16 protein-coding genes and 4 tRNA genes are annotated in these 18,432 nt (G+C 56.7%); 6 read left to right on the plus strand and 14 right to left on the minus strand.

Going from position 1 to position 18,432, the window contains the following annotated elements; all coding sequences use genetic code 11:
* Positions 1-4: 4 nt before the first annotated feature.
* A complete protein-coding gene (rarD, locus tag V6942_RS21265; protein ID WP_333501776.1) occupies positions 5-898 on the plus strand; it encodes an EamA family transporter RarD in 894 nt (297 codons plus the stop codon).
* Between the two features lie 85 nt (positions 899-983).
* On the opposite strand, the gene corA is transcribed toward rarD, so the two are convergent.
* From corA to lptM, 8 genes are all read right to left on the minus strand, one after another.
* Positions 984-1,934: a magnesium/cobalt transporter CorA gene (corA, locus tag V6942_RS21270; protein WP_106929866.1), complete on the minus strand. Its 951-nt coding sequence runs from the start codon at positions 1,932-1,934 to the stop codon at positions 984-986.
* Between the two features lie 152 nt (positions 1,935-2,086).
* Complete coding sequence (gene ysgD, locus V6942_RS21275) at positions 2,087-2,143, minus strand: YsgD/CorL family protein (protein ID WP_218007475.1); 57 nt, start codon at positions 2,141-2,143, stop codon at positions 2,087-2,089.
* 147 nt (positions 2,144-2,290) lie between these two features.
* The gene (gene uvrD / locus V6942_RS21280; protein WP_182929690.1) at positions 2,291-4,453 is read right to left on the minus strand and encodes a DNA helicase II; all 2,163 of its coding nucleotides are present in this window, start codon (positions 4,451-4,453) and stop codon (positions 2,291-2,293) included.
* Between the two features lie 65 nt (positions 4,454-4,518).
* Complete coding sequence (yigB, locus tag V6942_RS21285; protein ID WP_106929862.1) at positions 4,519-5,235, minus strand: 5-amino-6-(5-phospho-D-ribitylamino)uracil phosphatase YigB; 717 nt, start codon at positions 5,233-5,235, stop codon at positions 4,519-4,521.
* A complete protein-coding gene (xerC, locus tag V6942_RS21290) occupies positions 5,235-6,137 on the minus strand; it encodes a tyrosine recombinase XerC (RefSeq protein WP_106929860.1) in 903 nt (300 codons plus the stop codon). The genes yigB and xerC overlap by 1 nt, the downstream gene beginning before the upstream one ends.
* Positions 6,134-6,841 carry a DUF484 domain-containing protein gene (locus V6942_RS21295; protein WP_106929858.1) on the minus strand — a complete coding sequence of 236 codons (708 nt, stop codon included), beginning with the start codon at positions 6,839-6,841 and terminating at the stop codon, positions 6,134-6,136. The genes xerC and V6942_RS21295 overlap by 4 nt, the downstream gene beginning before the upstream one ends.
* The gene (gene dapF / locus V6942_RS21300; RefSeq protein WP_106929856.1) at positions 6,838-7,662 is read right to left on the minus strand and encodes a diaminopimelate epimerase; all 825 of its coding nucleotides are present in this window, start codon (positions 7,660-7,662) and stop codon (positions 6,838-6,840) included. The genes V6942_RS21295 and dapF overlap by 4 nt, the downstream gene beginning before the upstream one ends.
* A gap of 35 nt (positions 7,663-7,697) precedes the next feature.
* Complete coding sequence (gene lptM, locus V6942_RS21305; protein ID WP_106929854.1) at positions 7,698-7,901, minus strand: LPS translocon maturation chaperone LptM; 204 nt, start codon at positions 7,899-7,901, stop codon at positions 7,698-7,700.
* A 139-nt stretch (positions 7,902-8,040) separates the two neighbouring features.
* On the opposite strand from lptM, the gene cyaY reads away from it, so the two are divergent.
* Entirely contained in the window at positions 8,041-8,361 is a 321-nt protein-coding gene (gene cyaY / locus V6942_RS21310; RefSeq protein WP_106929852.1) for an iron donor protein CyaY, read from the plus strand.
* 98 nt (positions 8,362-8,459) lie between these two features.
* Here the strand turns inward: cyaY and cyaA are convergent, their stop codons facing one another.
* Entirely contained in the window at positions 8,460-11,006 is a 2,547-nt protein-coding gene (cyaA, locus tag V6942_RS21315) for a class I adenylate cyclase (protein WP_106929850.1), read from the minus strand.
* 409 nt (positions 11,007-11,415) lie between these two features.
* Between cyaA and hemC the strand changes: the two genes are divergently transcribed.
* From hemC to hemY, 4 genes are read left to right on the plus strand one after another with little or no spacing between them, the layout of a single operon-like run.
* Positions 11,416-12,357, plus strand: a complete 942-nt coding sequence (hemC, locus tag V6942_RS21320; RefSeq protein ID WP_182966552.1) for a hydroxymethylbilane synthase — start codon at positions 11,416-11,418, stop codon at positions 12,355-12,357.
* On the plus strand, positions 12,354-13,094 hold the full coding sequence (gene hemD, locus V6942_RS21325; RefSeq protein WP_182929693.1) for a uroporphyrinogen-III synthase: 741 nt from the start codon (positions 12,354-12,356) through the stop codon (positions 13,092-13,094). The genes hemC and hemD overlap by 4 nt, the downstream gene beginning before the upstream one ends.
* Before the next feature lie 21 nt (positions 13,095-13,115).
* A complete protein-coding gene (hemX, locus tag V6942_RS21330; protein WP_106929844.1) occupies positions 13,116-14,324 on the plus strand; it encodes a uroporphyrinogen-III C-methyltransferase in 1,209 nt (402 codons plus the stop codon).
* 3 nt (positions 14,325-14,327) lie between these two features.
* A complete protein-coding gene (gene hemY, locus V6942_RS21335) occupies positions 14,328-15,524 on the plus strand; it encodes a protoheme IX biogenesis protein HemY (RefSeq protein ID WP_333501777.1) in 1,197 nt (398 codons plus the stop codon).
* Between the two features lie 757 nt (positions 15,525-16,281).
* Here the strand turns inward: hemY and V6942_RS21340 are convergent.
* From V6942_RS21340 to thrP, 5 genes are all read right to left on the minus strand, one after another.
* Positions 16,282-16,358 (minus strand) — tRNA-Pro (locus tag V6942_RS21340).
* 42 nt (positions 16,359-16,400) lie between these two features.
* Positions 16,401-16,486: transfer RNA gene (locus tag V6942_RS21345), tRNA-Leu, on the minus strand.
* A gap of 23 nt (positions 16,487-16,509) precedes the next feature.
* A tRNA-His gene (locus V6942_RS21350) sits at positions 16,510-16,585 on the minus strand.
* A gap of 56 nt (positions 16,586-16,641) precedes the next feature.
* Positions 16,642-16,718 (minus strand) — tRNA-Arg (locus tag V6942_RS21355).
* Between the two features lie 102 nt (positions 16,719-16,820).
* A complete protein-coding gene (gene thrP, locus V6942_RS21360; RefSeq protein ID WP_106929840.1) occupies positions 16,821-18,206 on the minus strand; it encodes a bifunctional threonine/serine APC transporter ThrP in 1,386 nt (461 codons plus the stop codon).
* Positions 18,207-18,432: the final 226 nt, after the last annotated feature.

Genomic DNA, 18,432 nt, shown 5'->3' on the forward strand with positions numbered 1-18,432 from the left:
TCACATGGATCCCAAACAGACGCGGCAGGGCGTACTGCTCGCCCTTGCCGCCTATTTTATCTGGGGCATTGCGCCCGCCTATTTTAAGCTGATTTACTATGTCCCTGCCGATGAAATCCTGACGCACCGCGTCATCTGGTCATTTTTCTTTATGGTGGCCTTGATTAGCATCAGCCGTCAGTGGTCACAGGTGAGAACGCTGCTGAAAACGCCCAAAAAGGTCTTTCTGCTGGCGCTCTCTGCGGTGCTGATCGGCGGTAACTGGCTGCTGTTTATCTGGTCAGTTAACAATCATCACATGCTGGAAGCCAGCCTCGGCTACTTCATTAACCCGCTGGTGAATATCCTGCTGGGGATGATTTTCCTCGGCGAGCGCTTCCGCCGTATGCAGTGGCTGGCGGTCATTTTGGCCATCTGCGGCGTACTGGTGCAGCTGTGGACCTTCGGCTCGCTGCCTATTATCGCCCTGGGCCTGGCGTTCAGCTTCGCCTTTTACGGCCTGGTGCGTAAGAAAATCGCCGTCGATGCGCAGACGGGTATGCTGTTTGAAACGCTCTGGCTACTGCCGGTGGCGGCGATTTATCTGTTTGGTATCGCCGACAGCGCAACCAGCCATATGGGCAATAACTCGTGGTCTCTGAACCTGCTGCTGATTGCCGCAGGCGTGGTGACAACCATTCCACTGCTGTGCTTTACCGGCGCCGCAACCCGCCTGCGCCTGTCGACGCTGGGGTTCTTCCAGTACATTGGCCCTACGCTGATGTTCCTACTGGCGGTCACGTTCTACGGTGAAGTACCGGGGGCGGACAAGATGGTCACCTTCGCGTTTATCTGGGTCGCGCTGGCGATTTTCGTGATGGATGCAATTTATACGCAAAGACGAGGGCGTCGGGGCTAAGACGTTGCCGGATGGCGATGCGCTTATCCGGCCTACGTATCATCTTGTGTAGGCCGGATAAGCGCATCGCCATCCGGCACGACATTTACAGCCAGTTCTTACGTTTGAAGTACAGGTACGGCGCAAGCCCCGCCAGAATCATAAAGATAATCGCCCCCGGATAGCCAAAGCTCCAGCGCAGCTCTGGCATAAACTCAAAGTTCATCCCATAGCTTGAAGCCACCAGCGTCGGCGGCAGGAACACCACGGACACCACCGAGAAGATCTTGATAATGCGGTTCTGTTCGATGTTGATGAAGCCCATCGCCGCCTGCATCAGGAAGTTAACCTTCTGGAACAGCGATTCGTTGTGTGGCAACAGCGACTCGATATCGCGCAAAATTTCGCGCGCCTGTTCGAGCTGACTGGCCGGTAAACGCGCCTTACGCACGAGAAAGTTCAGCGCGCGCTGGGTATCCATCAGACACAGGCGAACCTTCCAGCCGATATCTTCCAGCTCCGCCAGCGTCGAGAGCGCTTCGTCATACTCATCGCCCTGATGCCCTTCCATAATGACGCGGCTCAGCTTTTCCAGATCGCTGTAGATGTTTTCAATTTCATCCGCCAACTGTTCGATTTTGGTTTCGAACAGGTCAAGCAGCAGCTCGTAGGCGTTGCCATCAACCATCGACTGGTTACGCGCACGCATACGATACAGGCGGAATGCCGGCAGCTCGCGCTCGCGCAGCGTAAACAGACGCCCTTCGCGGATGGTGAATGCGACGGTGGAGTTACCTGCGTGATCGTCCGCATCTTCATAGAAGAAGAAGGAGTGAATATGCAGGCCGTCTTCGTCTTCAAAAAAACGTGCGGATGCTTCGATGTCTTCCAGTTCGGGGCGCGTAGCCAGGTTCTGGCCCAAATCCTTTTGCACACGGTTTCGTTCATCGTCGTCCGGCTCGACCAAATCTACCCAAACCGAGCTGGCGAGGTGATCGATCTCATCCGCCTCAAGACGCGTTAAACGATTGTTTTCCAGTTGAAATGCGCTCAGCATGACCGGGACTCCCAATGCAAAAAATTATCGGACAGCCGGTGGGCACACAGAAACTACAGGGGTTTCAGACCATTAAACAGCCTGACTCAATGCGACGGGATAAAATACGGGTCGCTGACAACCGCTAAGGCTATCAGCATAAGAGGATAGCCTTAGGAGTTGTTCCTGGATGACAGGAAGGTGAGCCAGCATCTACTGGGTGTGTCCAAGGCTTTGTCCTCTTAGCGTAATCGTGCGCGCATGTTACGCCAGCAAAAAAACGACGTCAACACGCAACGAAACGCTAACCGGGATTAATTACCTTCTCTTCCGTAAGGCTAGCAGATCGTTACAAAATGATTATATTTTTCTGAAAGTTATACCGTTTCCAGCCGGGCGTAGGCCGCGACCAGCCATTTAATTCCCTGCCCCTGGAACGCAACTTGCAGGCGGCTGTGTTCGCCGCTGCCTTCCAGGTTAACGATGGTACCCTCGCCAAATTTCGCATGGCGTACGCGCTGGCCGAGCTTGTAGCCGGTGTCGTTTTCCGCCATCGGCGTACCCATCCGCTGATGGCTCACCGGGCGGCTCACGGTGGCGCGCAGGCGTACCTCTTCAACGCACGCTTCCGGCAGTTCACCAATAAAGCGCGACGGACGATGATACACCTCTTTGCCATACAGACGGCGGGTTTCAGCGTAGGTCAGCGTCAGCTTCTGCATCGCACGCGTCACGCCGACGTAGGCCAGACGACGTTCCTCTTCCAGGCGGCCGCCTTCATCCAGCGACATCTGGCTGGGGAACATCCCCTCTTCCATACCGACGATAAACACCTGCGGGAATTCCAGACCTTTCGCCGAGTGCAGGGTCATCAGCTGCACGGCGTCCTGCCAGGTATCGGCCTGCCCTTCCCCGGCTTCCAGCGCCGCGTGGGAAAGGAATGCCTGCAGCGGCATTAAATCTTCGTCTTCTTCGTTGTAGCTGAACTGGCGCGTAGCCGTCACCAGTTCGTCTAAGTTTTCGATGCGGGTCTGGCCCTTCTCGCCTTTTTCCTGCTCGTACATTGTGCGCAGGCCGGAGTCTTTCACCACGCGATCGGTCTGCACATGCAGCGGCATATCGGCAGTTTCCTGCGCCAGCGCGTCAATCAGCTCCATAAAACGCTGTAATGCGCTCGCCGCACGGCCCGCTAGCGCTTTCTCCTGCAGCAGCTCGCGGCACGCCTGCCACAACGTCAGCTGGCGGTCGCGGGAAGTCTGACGCACCACGTCCAGCGTACGATCGCCGATACCGCGCGTCGGCGTATTGACCACGCGCTCAAACGCTGCGTCGTCGTTACGGTTGGCAATCAGGCGCAAATAAGAAAGCGCATCTTTGATTTCCTGGCGTTCGAAGAAGCGCATGCCGCCGTAAATACGGTACGGCATACTGGCCTGTAACAACGCCTCTTCCAGCACGCGCGATTGGGCGTTGCTGCGGTAAAGAATGGCGCATTCGGTCAGCGCGCCGCCGTTGTCCTGCCAGGTTTTAATCCGGTTGACCACAAAGCGGGCTTCATCGAGTTCGTTGAACGCGCAGTAGAGGGAGATCGGTTCACCGTCTGCGCCGTCGGTCCACAGCTTTTTGCCCAGACGCCCGTTGTTGTTCTCAATCAGGGCGTTCGCCGCGCTGAGGATATTGCTGGTCGAACGGTAGTTCTGCTCCAGGCGGATGGTTTCCGCGCCGGGGAAATCGTTGAGGAAGCGCTGGATGTTCTCCACCTGCGCGCCGCGCCAGCCGTAGATCGACTGGTCATCGTCGCCAACGATCATCACTTTGCCGGTATCGCCCGCCAGCAGGCGGATCCACGCGTACTGAATGTTGTTGGTATCCTGGAATTCGTCCACCAGGATATTGGTAAAACGTTCTCGATAGTGCTGAAGAATATGTGGCTTGTTAAGCCACAGCTCATGGGCGCGCAGCAGCAGCTCGGCAAAATCCACCAGCCCGGCGCGATCGCAGGCTTCCTGATAGGCCTGGTACACCTTCTGCCAGGTTTGCTCGACCGGGTTACCGTAGCTTTGCAGATGGTGCGGACGTAGCCCTTCGTCTTTCTGGCTGTTGATAAACCACATCGCCTGACGCGGCGGCCACTGCTTCTCATCCAGATTCATGGCTTTAATCAGGCGCTTAAGCAGGCGCAGCTGATCTTCACTGTCGAGGATCTGAAAGTCCTGCGGCAGGTTGGCGTCCAGATGATGGGCGCGCAGCAGACGGTGCGCCAGCCCGTGGAAAGTGCCCACCCACATGCCGCCCTGCGAGGTACCCATCAGCTCGCCAATACGGTGGCGCATTTCCGCCGCCGCTTTGTTGGTAAAGGTGACGGCCATGATCGAGTACGGTGAGCAGTTTTCAACGCTCTGCAGCCAGGCGATACGATGCACCAGCACGCGCGTCTTGCCGCTGCCAGCGCCGGCGAGCACCAGCATGTTGGTCCGCTCCGCCGCGACGGCTTCGCGCTGTTTATCGTTGAGGCTGTCGAGCAGGTAAGAAACGTCCATTGGCACCGCCGGAAAGAATCGGGGTCCCGTCAGACCCCTGGAATTTTATACAGAGTTGCTGATGATTATATCAGCGAGGTCAGAGATGCCAACCGGGAAATCTCGACATGCGGCAATAAACGGCTATCGGCGGTCTGCATCAGGTCGGCGTTTTCTGGCTTAATCCAGCAGGCCTGCATCCCGCAGCGCACGGCGCCCGCCACGTCGGTGGTGAGATCATCGCCCACGTGCAAAATAGCGCCAAGCGGCACGTTCAGGCGCTCGGCGGCCAGATGGTACATATCGGCAAACGGCTTCGACCGCCCGTCCGGGCCAGCGCGCAGTACAAATTCAAAATAGTCGCTCAGGCCAAACAGCTCGGGCTGAGCGTTACCGTTGGTGATCGCCACCAGCGGCCATTTTTCGCCCAGCTTTTTCAGCGTGTCGTGAGTCTCCTGAGGTACGTCAACCCGGCTACGCCACTGCGCAAAGTTAGCCATCGCCGCATCGGCACCGGCTTTGGCTTCCGCCGCCGTTAGCCCCAGTTGGCGCATGCCGGACTCCAGCGCACGCCAGCGCCATTCGGTGACGTCGTGATAAATTTCCGGTTCGGTTTGCAACAGCGCATCGCGCCACCGCTGGAGCATTATGGCATCAAAGTGCGCCAGCGCCGGATGGTAGCCGCGCACAAAATTCAGCGACTCCTGCATCGTACGGTCAATCACCGGACGGTTATCATACAGGGTATCGTCAAGGTCAAACGTCAACGCGGCAATCGTGCCCAGCGGTCGATAAAAACGCATTATTTCTCCCGTTTGGCGCGCGGATGCGCCGCATCGTACACCGATGCAAGGTGTTGAAAATCAAGATGGGTATAGATTTGGGTGGTCGACAGGTTGGCGTGGCCCAGCAGTTCCTGTACGCCGCGCAGATCGCCGCTCGATTCAAGCATATGGGTAGCGAACGAGTGGCGCAGCTTGTGCGGGTGCACGTGGCTATTCAGCCCCTGCTTCACGCCCCATTCGGCAAAGCGTTTTTGCACGTTACGCGCCGAAATTCGCTTGCCGAGCTTAGAGAGGAATAGCGCGTCCTCGTCACTGCCAAACAGGCCCCGTAGATCGAGCCAGTGTTCTATCCACGCGACGGCGTTGCGGCCAATCGGCAGACGGCGCTCTTTGCTGCCTTTGCCCATGACCCACACTTCGCCGGTGTCGAGGTCCAGATGTTTGATATCCAGATTCACCAGCTCGGACAGACGCAGGCCTGCGCCGTACATGACCTCCAGCATTGCGCGGTCGCGCACCGCCAGCGGATCATTAAGATCGATGTCCAATAGACGATTAACGTCGTCGACGTCGATATTCTTCGGCAGGTGGCGCGGCGCTTTTGGCGCGGCGATGCCTTTTGCCGGGTTGGCGGGCAGTACGCCCTGGCTGACCATCCAGTCAAAGAAGCTGCGTAAGGCAGACAGGCGTAGCGCCAGGCTTGCCGCGCCCAGCCCTTTACGGCGACTGCGGGTCGCAAAACTACGCACCATCGCAGCATCACATTGTTGCCAATTCTGCAGGCCCATCTCTGCGGCCAGTTCAATAATGGCATCAAGCTGACGCTGGTAGTTAAGTAGGGTAATCGGGCTGAGCTGCCGTTCTACGCCCAGATAGCGGAGGAAACGGGCGACAGAGAGCCCCAGTTCGGAGTCCGTCATACGCGTTCTATCCAGCGTTCCAGCAGCCCGGGCAGCATCAGGGCGATCTCCTGTAATAGCTGTGTGCCTTGCCCCGGCTGATAGTGGTGCGGGTCGCGGCTGCTGAAGAGGATAACGCCCAGATCGCCGTCGCTGCCCATCATCGACATGGCCACCGATCCCACCGCCTTGGCATCCGGTAATACCAGCAACAGCTCCGGACCATTGAGGGTTCCCAGATAATGGTTGCCCTGGCCTAAACGCTGGATACGCAGTGGCTCAAATGCCTGACGGGAAAGGACGAGATCGGTATATTTCGACGGTGCGCCAAGCCGCCAGCGATCGGAAAACAGCCGGATAGATGCGCCTGCCAGCCCGAGCTCACGCGCCCATCGGTGAAAGCGCAGCAGCAAATCATCCAGGCTTTCCGCGCAGGCCAGCCGGTTTTGCAAATGCAGCAGACGATAAAACAGGCCTTCGTTAGCCGTTGCCTGCTCCATCAGCTGGCCCATGTTCTCTTCAAGCATCGCGATATAGTTACGCGAACGCGCCATATGCCACTCGACCAGCGAGACCATGCCCCGCACCGGGTGCGGGACACGCATTTGCTCAACGGCTGCAGCATTACGAATAAAGAATTCAGGATGTTGCAGCAGATAGTCCACCACCGCGCTGTCATTTAGCGCGGCGATAGCGTCCTGCTGTTCTTCCCCAACCTGTTTCATAGGTGAATAAATCCGTCATAGACATGTGCCGCCGGGCCAGTCATAAACAACGGTTGGCCCGGTCCTTTCCAGGCGATATCAAGACGCCCGCCCGGCAATTCCACGCGCACTTCTTCCGCCAGCAGACCTTGCTGAATGCCGACGGCCACAGCCGCACACGCGCCGCTTCCGCAGGCCTGGGTTTCACCCGCCCCGCGTTCGTAAACGCGCAGACGAATATGATCCCGCTGCACAACCTGCATGAAACCAATGTTAGCGCGTTCTGGAAAACGTTCATGGCTTTCCATCACCGGCCCCAGCGTTTCAACCGCCGCCGTCTCAACATCGTCGACCTGAATCACGCAGTGTGGATTCCCCATGGAGACCACGCCGCACAATACTGTCTGTTCGGCCGCCCGCATAATATAGGTCTTTTCCGCTTTGTTCGCGCGGAACGGCACCTGTGCAGGCTCGAAGTTGGGCTCACCCATATTCACGCGCACCAGATCGTCTTCCGTTACGCTTAATACCATGCGCCCGTTAGCGGTACTGACGCGGATATCACGTTTATTGGTCAGGCCTTTCAGGCGCACAAAGCGCGCAAAGCAGCGCGCGCCGTTGCCGCACTGGGAAACTTCGCTACCGTCAGCGTTGAAGATGCGGTAGTGGAAATCCAGGTCCGGATCGTAAGGCGGCTCGACGATCAACAGCTGATCGAAACCCACGCCAAGATGCCGGTCCGCCAGACGGCGGATCAGCTCAGGCGAGAAAAAAACGTTCTGCGTTACCGCGTCGACGACCATGAAATCGTTGCCGAGGCCATGCATTTTAGAGAACTGCATCATCTACTCCAGTTGCGCGGTACAGCACGATGATATTAGTTATTAACCTGCGTTGGGCCGCCGCTATTGGCGCGATCGTTACGGTCCGGCGTCGCGCTTTGCACTGGAGGCGTGGCGGATTTGGCCGGCGGTGCCGCCGTCTTATCGGCCGGAGGAAAATAGAGTGGGCCTTTCAGGCCGCAGCCAGCAAGGCTAAACAGTGCGAGTAACAATGCCAGCGGTCGAAAAATCTTATTCATTCTGAGGATGCCCGTAGTTCAATGCTTTCTATTTTCTATCATCGCAGGAGAAGGCGCAAAAGCAAGCGTTAAGCACCTGACTGCAACGTGATTTGTTTCACGCTATACTGCCGCCATCACTAAATAACGGGAAACAACAATGAACGACAGTGAATTCCATCGCCTTGCAGACACCCTGTGGCTGACCATCGAAGAGCGTCTGGACGACTGGGACGGCGACAGCGATATCGACTGCGAAATCAACGGCGGCGTGCTAACCATCAGCTTTGAAAACGGCAGCAAGATCATTATTAACCGTCAGGAGCCGCTGCACCAGGTGTGGTTAGCAACCAAGCAGGGCGGCTACCATTTTGACCTGAAGGGTGACGAATGGGTGTGCGATCGCAGCGGCGAAACGTTCTGGGACCTGCTGGAACAGGCGGCGACACAGCAGGCGGGCGAAGAGGTGAGCTTCCGCTAAGGTGGATTGCCGGATGGCGGTGTAAACACCTTATCCGGCCAACAAAAAGCACAAACCGAGTAGGCCGGATAAGGCGAAGACGCCATCCGGCATGACTCTCACGAGAAATACTGCTGTAACAGCGGGGCGTTATCGCTATCGTGGTTCGACGGCGGTGGCACAACCGCCTGACTGCGGAACGGAATCACCTGCGCGCGGCCGTCGACCTTCACAATCTGATAGAACTGCGGCAGGTTAAAGTTGATAAAGCTTGAGCCGTAGGTAAAGCGATCGTGCGACGACGAGTAGAAGCGGCTGACATCGCGCACCAACTCCTCTTTGCTGCCCTCGCAGTGGTGATACACCTCGGCACGGTTGCTTTCGTCGAGAATATAGATATTAAAGCCCTGGTCCTCACCCGACTCTTCAAAGAAGAACTGGATAATCCCTTCGCTGGCAAAACCGTCGACCACCGGCGGTAATTCCACATGGTTAGTCTCAACCTGTACCGACAGGCCGTGAAGCTTGTTGTGCGAAATAGCGCCGTAGAACTCGATGGCGTTTTCCAGCTTCTGCACCGACACGTTCAGACGTTCAAAGAACAGGCCCCAGGTCTGGCCGGAGACGCGCAGCGCTTTAAAACGCCCGGTTTCCTGACGGGTGCTGGAGAGGCGCAGTTCAATACATTCAGACACCAGCTGCTGTACGCGAGTACGAATAAGACCGCGCAGATGCTGGCTGTAGCAGAACACTTCCACGCTATCCGGCGGCGCGGCGTCCTGGTGCATTTTGCCCAGAATGGTTTTCAGCGCTTCAATCATCGCCTGCTCGCCGTTGAAGTGCAGGGTACGCACTTCGTTCCACGAGTTGCGGTACAGCAGATCGACGCTGCCAACCAGGCATTTCTGGTCTTCGCCAAAGCTAAAGGTGTCGAGCTTACGGAAGTCGAAATGCACCACCTGATTGCGGAAGGCCGCCGTCGGGTCGTACTCGAGGTTGACGATAATCGCCAGATGGCGAATTTCGCACGGGCTGTACAACGCTTTCGGCGTTGGCGCCGGCAGACGCAGCGGGAAGTGGTGCGACACGTCAGCAACCATTTCCTGCAGTTTCGCCAGATCAACAATACCGTTGCCCTTAATAAACAGGCGCGTACGCGAGGTCAACAGTCCGTTAAACCAGGCCCAGGCCACCAGCTTGTTGAGATAGCGGTTATATTCGAGCGGCTGATGGCTGACGATCGATTCCATGTTCGGCGCGCGGTTATAAAGATACCAGCCCGTACGGTTGGCGCGCCCCGGCGGCACATAGATAAAGGTCAGATTCGGCTCGGAAAGATCCGGGGAGATCTGTGGGTTCACCAGCGTCACTTTACCCGGCAGCGCTTCAAACGCGGCGTACAGTTTACGCGTCAGCACGCCGATATCCTGCGGGCTGGCGGAAACGCTGAGGTTGTTACGGCGCGCAAAGCGGATCAGATTACGGTAGCTCTGCATCATGGCATCGAGCAGCTCGTTGTGCGCTTCACGCACCTGATCGATTTTCCAGTTGGCGCGGTTGTCGAGCATCGCCAGGCGTTCTTCGCTCCAGCCCCACTCTTTCACCAATTGCCCAACCACCTCACGACGCCAGCCGACGCAGGCGCGCTCGCGGCTAAGCTTTTCGCACACTTTGAGGTAGAAGCAACGGCGGACGAGATCGAGACGGGTTTCGTCGTCGATCGCCTTCAGGTATTCGGTCACGCGCTCCAGCATCATGCAGTAGGCATCAAGACCGAAGGAGACGATCTCGCCGTCGTGCAGGCGCTGCTTGATGTCTTTCGCCAGCAGGCGCGTATTGGGGTATTCCCAGGAGTAGGCTTCCAGCAGCAGGGTTTTCAGCACCGCTTTATACGGCGAGTCGATACTCTTATACAGCTGCCACAGGCTGGCACCAAAGTACTCTTCGGCAGAGAGCGAGCTCAATCCACCGAGGTCAAGCCATTCGTTCGGCGTCAACACGCCCTGGGCGTAGAGGGTCATCACGTAGTCGTCGTAATGATCTTCTTCTTCGCACGGCACCATATTCCACAGAATACGCTTGCCCGCCAGGCGTACCGCCGTACGGTAGAATTCGTCGAGCAGTAAAATATGCTGCGTTGAACCGCAGTCTTCCCCACCCAGGCTGCCGCTCTCGTTATGGCGGAAGCGGTTTTCGTCGATCAGGAAGAAGCTGACTTCAACGCCCAGCGATGCCGCCCAGCTTTCCAGCAGGCTGCATTTGCGCTGTAACAATTGGCGTTCGTCATTATCGAGCCACGATTGGTGGCAGACCCAGATGTCGAGGTCGGAGGAACAGCTCTGGCCGACGGACGAGGTGCTGCCCATCGAGTACACGCCGGTAATCGGCAGTTCGCCTTTCGCGGTGGTCTGCGGCGGCATACCGCGATGCAGTTCGAGCTCGTCAAGATAATGGCGTTGGGTTTCATCAGGCGTGTAGAGGCAGATGCCCTTGGGAACGTTACCGTCAAGGTAACCCGGCATCAGCGGATGATGATAATGTAGTAATGTCGGCAGCAGACTGTATACCTGCTGGAAAGCAGGGCCCATGGCAGCAAGCGCGCGATCCACACGCAGTTGATTGATGGCATCCAGTCTCTGTTTCAGTGTCTCAATATAGAGGTACAAGACATATCGCCTGATGTTCAAAGCCCCGGTGCATCTTAGATGGGTACCGATACGGAGGCTTTAATATTTCAACAAGAAGAACCGTTACCGTTTTTGTCCGCCGTTGTGATTATCGAATTCTGGACAAAAAATGGTTTAAAACGTGATCAATTTAACACCTTGCCGGTTGACCGTAAAGAATGTTGCACTACAACCAGTGTAGCATTGAATGCTGCTGTAAACCCCGGCATACGATCAAGACAGTGCCAGTAATAAACGGTAAACACAACCCCGTTTATGCACCTCTTCATTTATGCGGAAGGCACGTTTCCTGCATCGCGAATTGTTCAGGGTATGAATCCCTGAAAACTAACATCATTAAGGCAACAATGTTAGGATGAACAACGGACGATAGATGACGGTAACAAGCATGTTAGACAAAGTTTTGAGAATTGCCACACGCCAAAGCCCGCTCGCGCTCTGGCAAGCGCACTATGTAAAAGAACGCCTGGAGGCCAGCCATCCTGGGCTAACGGTGACGCTCGTGCCAATGGTGACCCGCGGCGATATTATCCTTGATACCCCGCTGGCGAAGGTGGGCGGTAAAGGACTTTTTGTCAAAGAGCTTGAGCTCGCCCTGCTTGAAAACCGCGCCGATATTGCCGTGCATTCGATGAAAGACGTTCCGGTCGAGTTCCCTGAAGGGCTTGGCCTGGTCACCATCTGTGAGCGTGACGACCCCCGCGATGCCTTTGTCTCTAACCATTACGCCTGCATGGACGATCTCCCGGCAGGCAGCATTGTCGGCACCTCCAGCCTGCGCCGCCAGTGCCAGCTCGCACGGCGTCGCCCGGACCTGGTTATTCGCTCGCTGCGCGGTAACGTGGGCACGCGCCTGAGTAAACTCGATAACGGCGACTACGATGCCATTATCCTCGCTGTCGCCGGCCTGAAACGCCTTGCTCTCGAGTCACGTATTCGCCAGCCAATGTCGCCGGAAGAATCATTACCGGCGGTTGGTCAGGGCGCCGTCGGTATCGAATGCCGCCTCGACGACGCCGAAACCCGCGCGCTGCTCGCGCCTCTGAACCACACAGAAACGGCCGTGCGCGTCTGCGCCGAGCGCGCCATGAACACCCGACTGGAAGGCGGCTGTCAGGTACCTATCGGCAGCTATGCCGAACTGCTTGACGGCGAGCTGTGGCTACGTGCGCTGGTCGGTGCGCCCGACGGCAGCCAGATGGTATGCGGTGAACGTCGCGGTAAACCCGAAGACGCCGAGCGGATGGGCATTGAGCTGGCCGACGAACTGCTCAATAACGGCGCGCGCGCCATCCTTGCCGCCGTCTACGACGGAGACACCGCCGAATGACCATTCTGGTGACCCGTCCCTCCCCGCAAAGTGAAGAGCTCGTGAGCCGTTTGCGCGCGCTGGGGCGAGTTGCCTGGAGCTTCCCGCTGATTGAGTTTACTCCCGGTCGCGAGCTGAACCAGCTCGGCCAGGCGCTCGGCGCGCTCGGCAACGGAGATCTCGCGTTCGTGCTCTCACAGCATGCGGTGAGTTTCGCCCATGCGCATCTGCAGCAGCAGCGTCTTAGCTGGCCCACCGCGCCACGCTATTTTGCGATTGGTCGCACCACCGCGCTGGCCCTGCATCAGGCTAGCGGCATTGACGTACGCTACCCTTTAGATCGGGAAATCAGCGAAGTGTTGCTACAATTACCTGAATTACAAAATATTGCCGGGAAGAAAGCGCTGATTCTTCGCGGCAATGGCGGCCGGGAGCTGTTAGCCGAAACGCTGACCGCCCGCGGCGCCGACGTCACCTTATGTGAATGTTATCAGCGCAGCGCCATTCACTATGACGGCGCGGAAGAAGCCATGCGCTGGCAGTCGCGGGAAGTCTCGACCCTCGTGGTGACCAGCGGCGAAATGCTGCAACAACTTTGGTCGCTGATTCCCCTCTGGTACCGGGAGAGCTGGTTGCTCAAGTGCCGGTTACTGGTGGTGAGTGAGCGCATTGCAAAACTGGCCCGGGAAATGGGCTGGCAGGATATTCAGGTTGCCGATAGCGCAGACAACGATGCGCTGCTGCGCGCATTACAATAACTCTCAAAATTGGAAGCCATAATGACGGAACAAAAAGAAAACTCCGCCGTGGTTGAAGAGTCCGAAGACGTCGTGACCACCACGCCGCAGCCCGAGACTCGTAAGCCAGAAAATGCTGAGAAGAAAAATACCGGCGGGAAAACCAGTCTGGTGCTGAGCGCCGTTGCCATTGCCATCGCGCTGGCTGCCGGCGTCGGCCTGTACGGCTGGGGCAAACAGCAGGCCGTCAATCAATCCACCGCCAGCGATACGCTCGCCAATCAGCTTATCGCCCTGCAAAAAACGCAGGACGCGCAAAAAGAGGCGCTGGAAACCACCCTTAAACAGCAGGCCACGCAGCTGGAAGAGGCAAAAGCCCAGCAGAGCGCGATGGCCAAACAGCTGGATGAAGTGCAGCAAAAAGTGGCCGCCATCTCCGGCACCGATTCAAAAACCTGGCTACTGGCCCAGGCCGATTTCCTCGTGAAGCTGGCCGGGCGTAAGCTGTGGAGCGACCAGGACGTGACCACCGCCGCTGCGCTGCTGAAAAGCGCTGATGCCAGCCTGGCGGACATGAACGATCCCAGCCTGATTACCGCGCGCCGCGCCATCACTGAAGACATCGCCAGCCTTTCGGCCGTTTCACAGGTCGACTTCGATGGCATTATTCTGAAAGTGAACCAGCTGGCAAACCAGGTCGATAATCTGCGCCTTGCGGACAACAATACCGACGACTCCCCGATGGACAGCGATGACAGCGAGCTGTCGGCGTCGCTGAGCGAATGGCGCGTCAATCTGCAAAAAAGCTGGCAGAACTTTATGGACAGCTTTATTACCATTCGCCGCCGCGATGAAACCGCCGTCCCGCTGCTGGCGCCAAACCAGGATATCTATCTGCGCGAAAATATCCGCGCGCAGCTGCTGGCCGCCGCGCAGGCGGTACCGCGCCATCAGCAAGAAACCTACAAGCAGGCGCTGGATAACGTCTCCACCTGGGTACGCGCGTACTACGATACCGAAGACGCGGCGACGAAAACCTTCCTGAGCGAGATAGACCAGCTCAGCCAGCAGAGCATCGCGATGGACGTACCGGAAACGCTGCAAAGCCAGCCGATTCTGGAAAAACTGATGCAGACCCGCGTGCGTAATCTGATGGCGCAGCCCGCCGTCGAGCAGCCGTCGGCAGAGCCACCTGCCGCCGCCCAGGCCGCGCCCGTGCCGCCCACCCCTGCCGCACCGCAAGGAGAGTAATCGATGCTTAAAGTTCTTTTGCTCTTTGCGCTGCTGATCGCCGGCGTGGTGATAGGCCCGATGATCGCAGGCCACCAGGGCTACGTGCTGATTCAGACCGATAACTACAATATTGAAACCAGCGTTACCGGTCTGGTTATTATCATGATTCTGATGATGGTCGTGCTGTTCGCCATAGAGTGGATTTTACGCCGCATCTTCCGCACCAGCGCCCACACCCGCGGCTGGTTCGTTGGCCGTAAACGCCGTCGGGCGCGTAAACAAACGGAACAAGCCCTGCTGAAGCTGGCGGAAGGCGACTATCAGCAGGTTGAAAAGCTGATGTCGAAAAATGCCGATCACGCTGAGCAACCGGTGGTGAACTACCTGCTGGCGGCCGAAGCTGCGCAGCAGCGCGGTGATGAAGCCCGTGCGAACCAACATCTGCAGCGCGCCGCTGAAAACGCCGGTAATGACCTGATTCCCGTGGAAATTACCCGCGTACGCTTGCAGCTGGCGCGCCATGAAACCCACGCCGCACGCCACGGCATTGATAAGCTGCTGGAGGTCGCGCCGCGCCATCCGGAAGTACTGCGTCTGGCCGAGCAGGCCTATATTGAAACCGGCGCGTGGAGTTCGCTATTGGATATCATCCCATCGATGGCGAAAGCCAACGTCGGAGATGACGCCCACCGTGCGGCGCTGGAGCAGCAGGCGTGGATTGGCCTGATGGATCAAGCCCGCGCCGATGGCGGCAGCGAAGGGTTACGCGAGTGGTGGAAAAATCAGAGCCGTAAAACCCGTCATCAGGTTGCCCTGCAGGTGGCCATGGCGGATCATCTGATTGAGTGTGACGATCATGACACCGCCCAGCAGATCATCATCGATGGGCTGAAACGTCAATATGACGATCGTCTGGTGATGCTGATCCCGCGTCTGCGCACCAATAATCCGGAGCAGATGGAAAAACTGCTGCGCCAGCAGATCAAAACCGTGGGCGACCGCCCACTGCTGTGGAGTACGCTGGGGCAATCGCTGATGAAGCACGGCGAATGGCAAGAAGCGAGCCTGGCCTTCCGCGCCGCGCTCAAACAGCGCCCTGACGCCTTCGACTATGCATGGCTTGCCGATACGCTCGACCGCTTGAAGCAGCCGGAAGAAGCCGCCGCCATGCGCCGCGACGGTCTGATGCTGACGCTGCAAAACAATCCGACGGCGTAACGCTTACCTATCTCAAAAGGGGCCATCTGGCCCCTTTTTTTTCGACCGATTTGCCTTTTGCCATAAAAAAACGCCTGCTCTTTTGGGAGCAGGCGTTAAACAGGTTTAATTCGACAACTAATGGGTGCTTCACTCAACGTTATGTCCATGGTGTCTGATGAGGCATACGCGACATCTGTCAGTGGACGATAAGCACCGTCAATGGCTCTGCGTCATTCCTGAGTTTATGAGGCACAAGGCGAACATAAGAGATGGAATGAGCATCTACGCGGCGCATTATGTCACAGGATCTTCGGCGATGACACCTTCCGTTACAGAAAAATGAACGTTTTTTTTCGCCGTCGCGGCATATAAATAGCGCACATAAATACGTCGCCTTCATTATTTTTATCTAATGAATACATATCTCGCCAATAATAAAAAGCATAGATAAAGAACGCGGGGAAACACGAAGCATGTCTTAGCATGATATTTGAATAGGGGGGCCATCGTTTTCCCGGCAACGACTCTCCAGGGGCGCCATCACGGCACTATTGGCTTTCACACGGCCAGGGAAAACTCGTCTGAAAGATAATATGAAACCTATGCCGCTGGCACAAAATAAAGGCACACAGCAAAGAATGGGTGATAAGACAAAAAAGTGAGACGCCTGACGTTATTGTATTTACCAGGAATGATGTCGACAGAACGTTTATTGCGGCAGGAAGTGCATGAGATAGCAGAAAACAAAAAACCCCGCCGAAGCGGGGTTCAAAATTGGTCGGCGAGAGAGGATTCGAACCTCCGACCCACTGGTCCCAAACCAGTTGCGCTACCAAGCTGCGCTACTCGCCGAAATACTGCTTTTTGAATTTTTAGTTCAATTCGTTAAAGTCGTGGTGCGAGGGGGGGGACTCGAACCCCCACATCCAAAGGACACTAACACCTGAAGCTAGCGCGTCTACCAATTCCGCCACCTTCGCAAATTCACAACTCTATCAAATAATGGGGTGGCTAATGGGATTCGAACCCACGACAACTGGAATCACAATCCAGGGCTCTACCAACTGAGCTATAGCCACCACTGCAAATCTTTTACGCGGTTATAAAAACCACCGCAGCTCCAGCACCGGGTAAATGGTGCGCCCGACAGGATTCGAACCTGAGACCTCTGCCTCCGGAGGGCAGCGCTCTATCCAGCTGAGCTACGGGCGCTTAGCGCCGTTGCGGGGTCGGATAATACGGACTTCCTACCCCGCTGTCTAGTGCCTTTTTAAAGAAAATTATCGTTTGCTCATGGTTTGTGCGTTTTGTTGCTTATTTCTGCAATTTTTGCACGTCAACGCCCTTGCCCATACCAAAAACCTTATAAACCACGGTAACGATGGCCAAAAACAGCGCGCCCACAAACAGCGACATACGGGTATCGTCATTGAAGCCCATGCCGATCAGCACGCAAATCAGGAACGCCATGGTCAAATAGTTGGCCCACGGGAACATAATCGAGCGGAACGGGTGGCTGGCAATCGCCGCCTTGTGCGCACGACGGAAGCGCAGCTGGCTAATCAGAATCACAAACCACGGCACCATCCCCGGCAGCACGCTGGCGCTATACACGTACACGAAGACGCGCTGCGGATTCGGAATGACGTAGTTCAGACAGGAGCCAATCAGCAGAACCACAATGGATACGCTCACCCCGGCCGCCGGTACGCCGCTTTTGCTGACTTTCGCCATCGCCGCCGGCAGCTGACGGTTTTTCGCCAGCGCATAGAGCATACGCCCGCAGCTGTACATCCCGCTGTTACAGCCGGACAGCGCGGCCGTCAACACCACAAAGTTGATGATACCGGCCGCAGCGGTGATACCAATTTTGGCAAAGGTCAGCACGAATGGGCTGCCGTTGGTGCCAATTTCATTCCATGGGAAGATGGTAACGATAACGAAAATCGCACCCACGTAAAAAATCAGGATACGCCACAGCACTTTGCCTACCGCACTGCGCAGCGTCACCTGCGGGTTCTTCGCTTCACCGGCGGTCATGCCGATAAGCTCCACGCCCTGGTACGACGCCACCACGATGCACAGCGCCGTCAGGAAGCCCTTCCAGCCGCCCGCAAAGAAACCTCCGTGTTCGGTCAGGTTGCTGAAACCAATTGAGTGGCCGCCGTTGCCGAAGCCAAAGAAAATGACGCCGAGGCCAATCACGATCATGACGATGATGGTGGTCACCTTGATCATCGCGAACCAGAACTCGATTTCACCGTACAGGCGCACCGCGGCCAGGTTCGCCAGCGCCACCAGCCCCACGGCAATGAGCGCCGGGATCCACTGCGCCATTTCCGGGAACCAGAACTGGACGTACACCCCAATGGCGGTAATTTCCGAGATCCCCACCGCCATCCACATAAACCAGTATGACCAGGCGGTAAGATAACCAAAGAACGGGCTCATATAACGGTGCGCATAAACGGCGAACGAGCCGGTTACCGGCTCAATGAACAGCATTTCGCCCATCGACCGCATAATGAAGAAGACAAAAACCCCCGCCAGAATATAGGCCAGCAGCACCGACGGTCCGGCCCACTTCAGGGTGCTTGCCGAGCCCATAAACAGGCCCACGCCGATGGTGCCGCCAAGGGCAATCAATTCGATATGACGGGCTTCCAGACCGCGCTGGAGCTCCGGTTTCTTCTCTGCCATAAATCCTCTTGTGTTTGCATGTGTCCGGTCGATGCCGGTTTTATTTTTATAAAAAAAGATGTCTTTCGGATGCGGACGTATCAGTAAAAATACGGATACATCGTCAGGGCATGGGAATGGTTTAACAAATTCGATTAAATGGCAAATATAAATGAGGGATAAAGTATCGGGCTTGTGAATGTATTACGCAGAAAATACGCAATACATTCACGGTAACGCGCAGAAA

This window comes from Kluyvera genomosp. 2 (assembly GCF_036759865.1).
Classification (GTDB): domain Bacteria; phylum Pseudomonadota; class Gammaproteobacteria; order Enterobacterales; family Enterobacteriaceae; genus Kluyvera; species Kluyvera ascorbata_B.

Bases quoted from the DNA above. Each gene is read 5' to 3' on its own strand.
- rarD (WP_333501776.1), top strand. From the start codon at position 5: ATGGATCCCAAACAGACGCGGCAGGGCGTACTGCTCGCCCTTGCCGCC.
- corA (WP_106929866.1), bottom strand. From the start codon at position 1,934: ATGCTGAGCGCATTTCAACTGGAAAACAATCGTTTAACGCGTCTTGAG.
- uvrD (WP_182929690.1), bottom strand. From the start codon at position 4,453: ATGGACGTTTCTTACCTGCTCGACAGCCTCAACGATAAACAGCGCGAA.
- yigB (WP_106929862.1), bottom strand. From the start codon at position 5,235: ATGCGTTTTTATCGACCGCTGGGCACGATTGCCGCGTTGACGTTTGAC.
- xerC (WP_106929860.1), bottom strand. From the start codon at position 6,137: ATGACGGACTCCGAACTGGGGCTCTCTGTCGCCCGTTTCCTCCGCTAT.
- V6942_RS21295 (WP_106929858.1), bottom strand. From the start codon at position 6,841: ATGAAACAGGTTGGGGAAGAACAGCAGGACGCTATCGCCGCGCTAAAT.
- dapF (WP_106929856.1), bottom strand. From the start codon at position 7,662: ATGCAGTTCTCTAAAATGCATGGCCTCGGCAACGATTTCATGGTCGTC.
- lptM (WP_106929854.1), bottom strand. From the start codon at position 7,901: ATGAATAAGATTTTTCGACCGCTGGCATTGTTACTCGCACTGTTTAGC.
- cyaY (WP_106929852.1), top strand. From the start codon at position 8,041: ATGAACGACAGTGAATTCCATCGCCTTGCAGACACCCTGTGGCTGACC.
- hemC (WP_182966552.1), top strand. From the start codon at position 11,416: ATGTTAGACAAAGTTTTGAGAATTGCCACACGCCAAAGCCCGCTCGCG.
- hemD (WP_182929693.1), top strand. From the start codon at position 12,354: ATGACCATTCTGGTGACCCGTCCCTCCCCGCAAAGTGAAGAGCTCGTG.
- hemX (WP_106929844.1), top strand. From the start codon at position 13,116: ATGACGGAACAAAAAGAAAACTCCGCCGTGGTTGAAGAGTCCGAAGAC.
- hemY (WP_333501777.1), top strand. From the start codon at position 14,328: ATGCTTAAAGTTCTTTTGCTCTTTGCGCTGCTGATCGCCGGCGTGGTG.
- thrP (WP_106929840.1), bottom strand. From the start codon at position 18,206: ATGGCAGAGAAGAAACCGGAGCTCCAGCGCGGTCTGGAAGCCCGTCAT.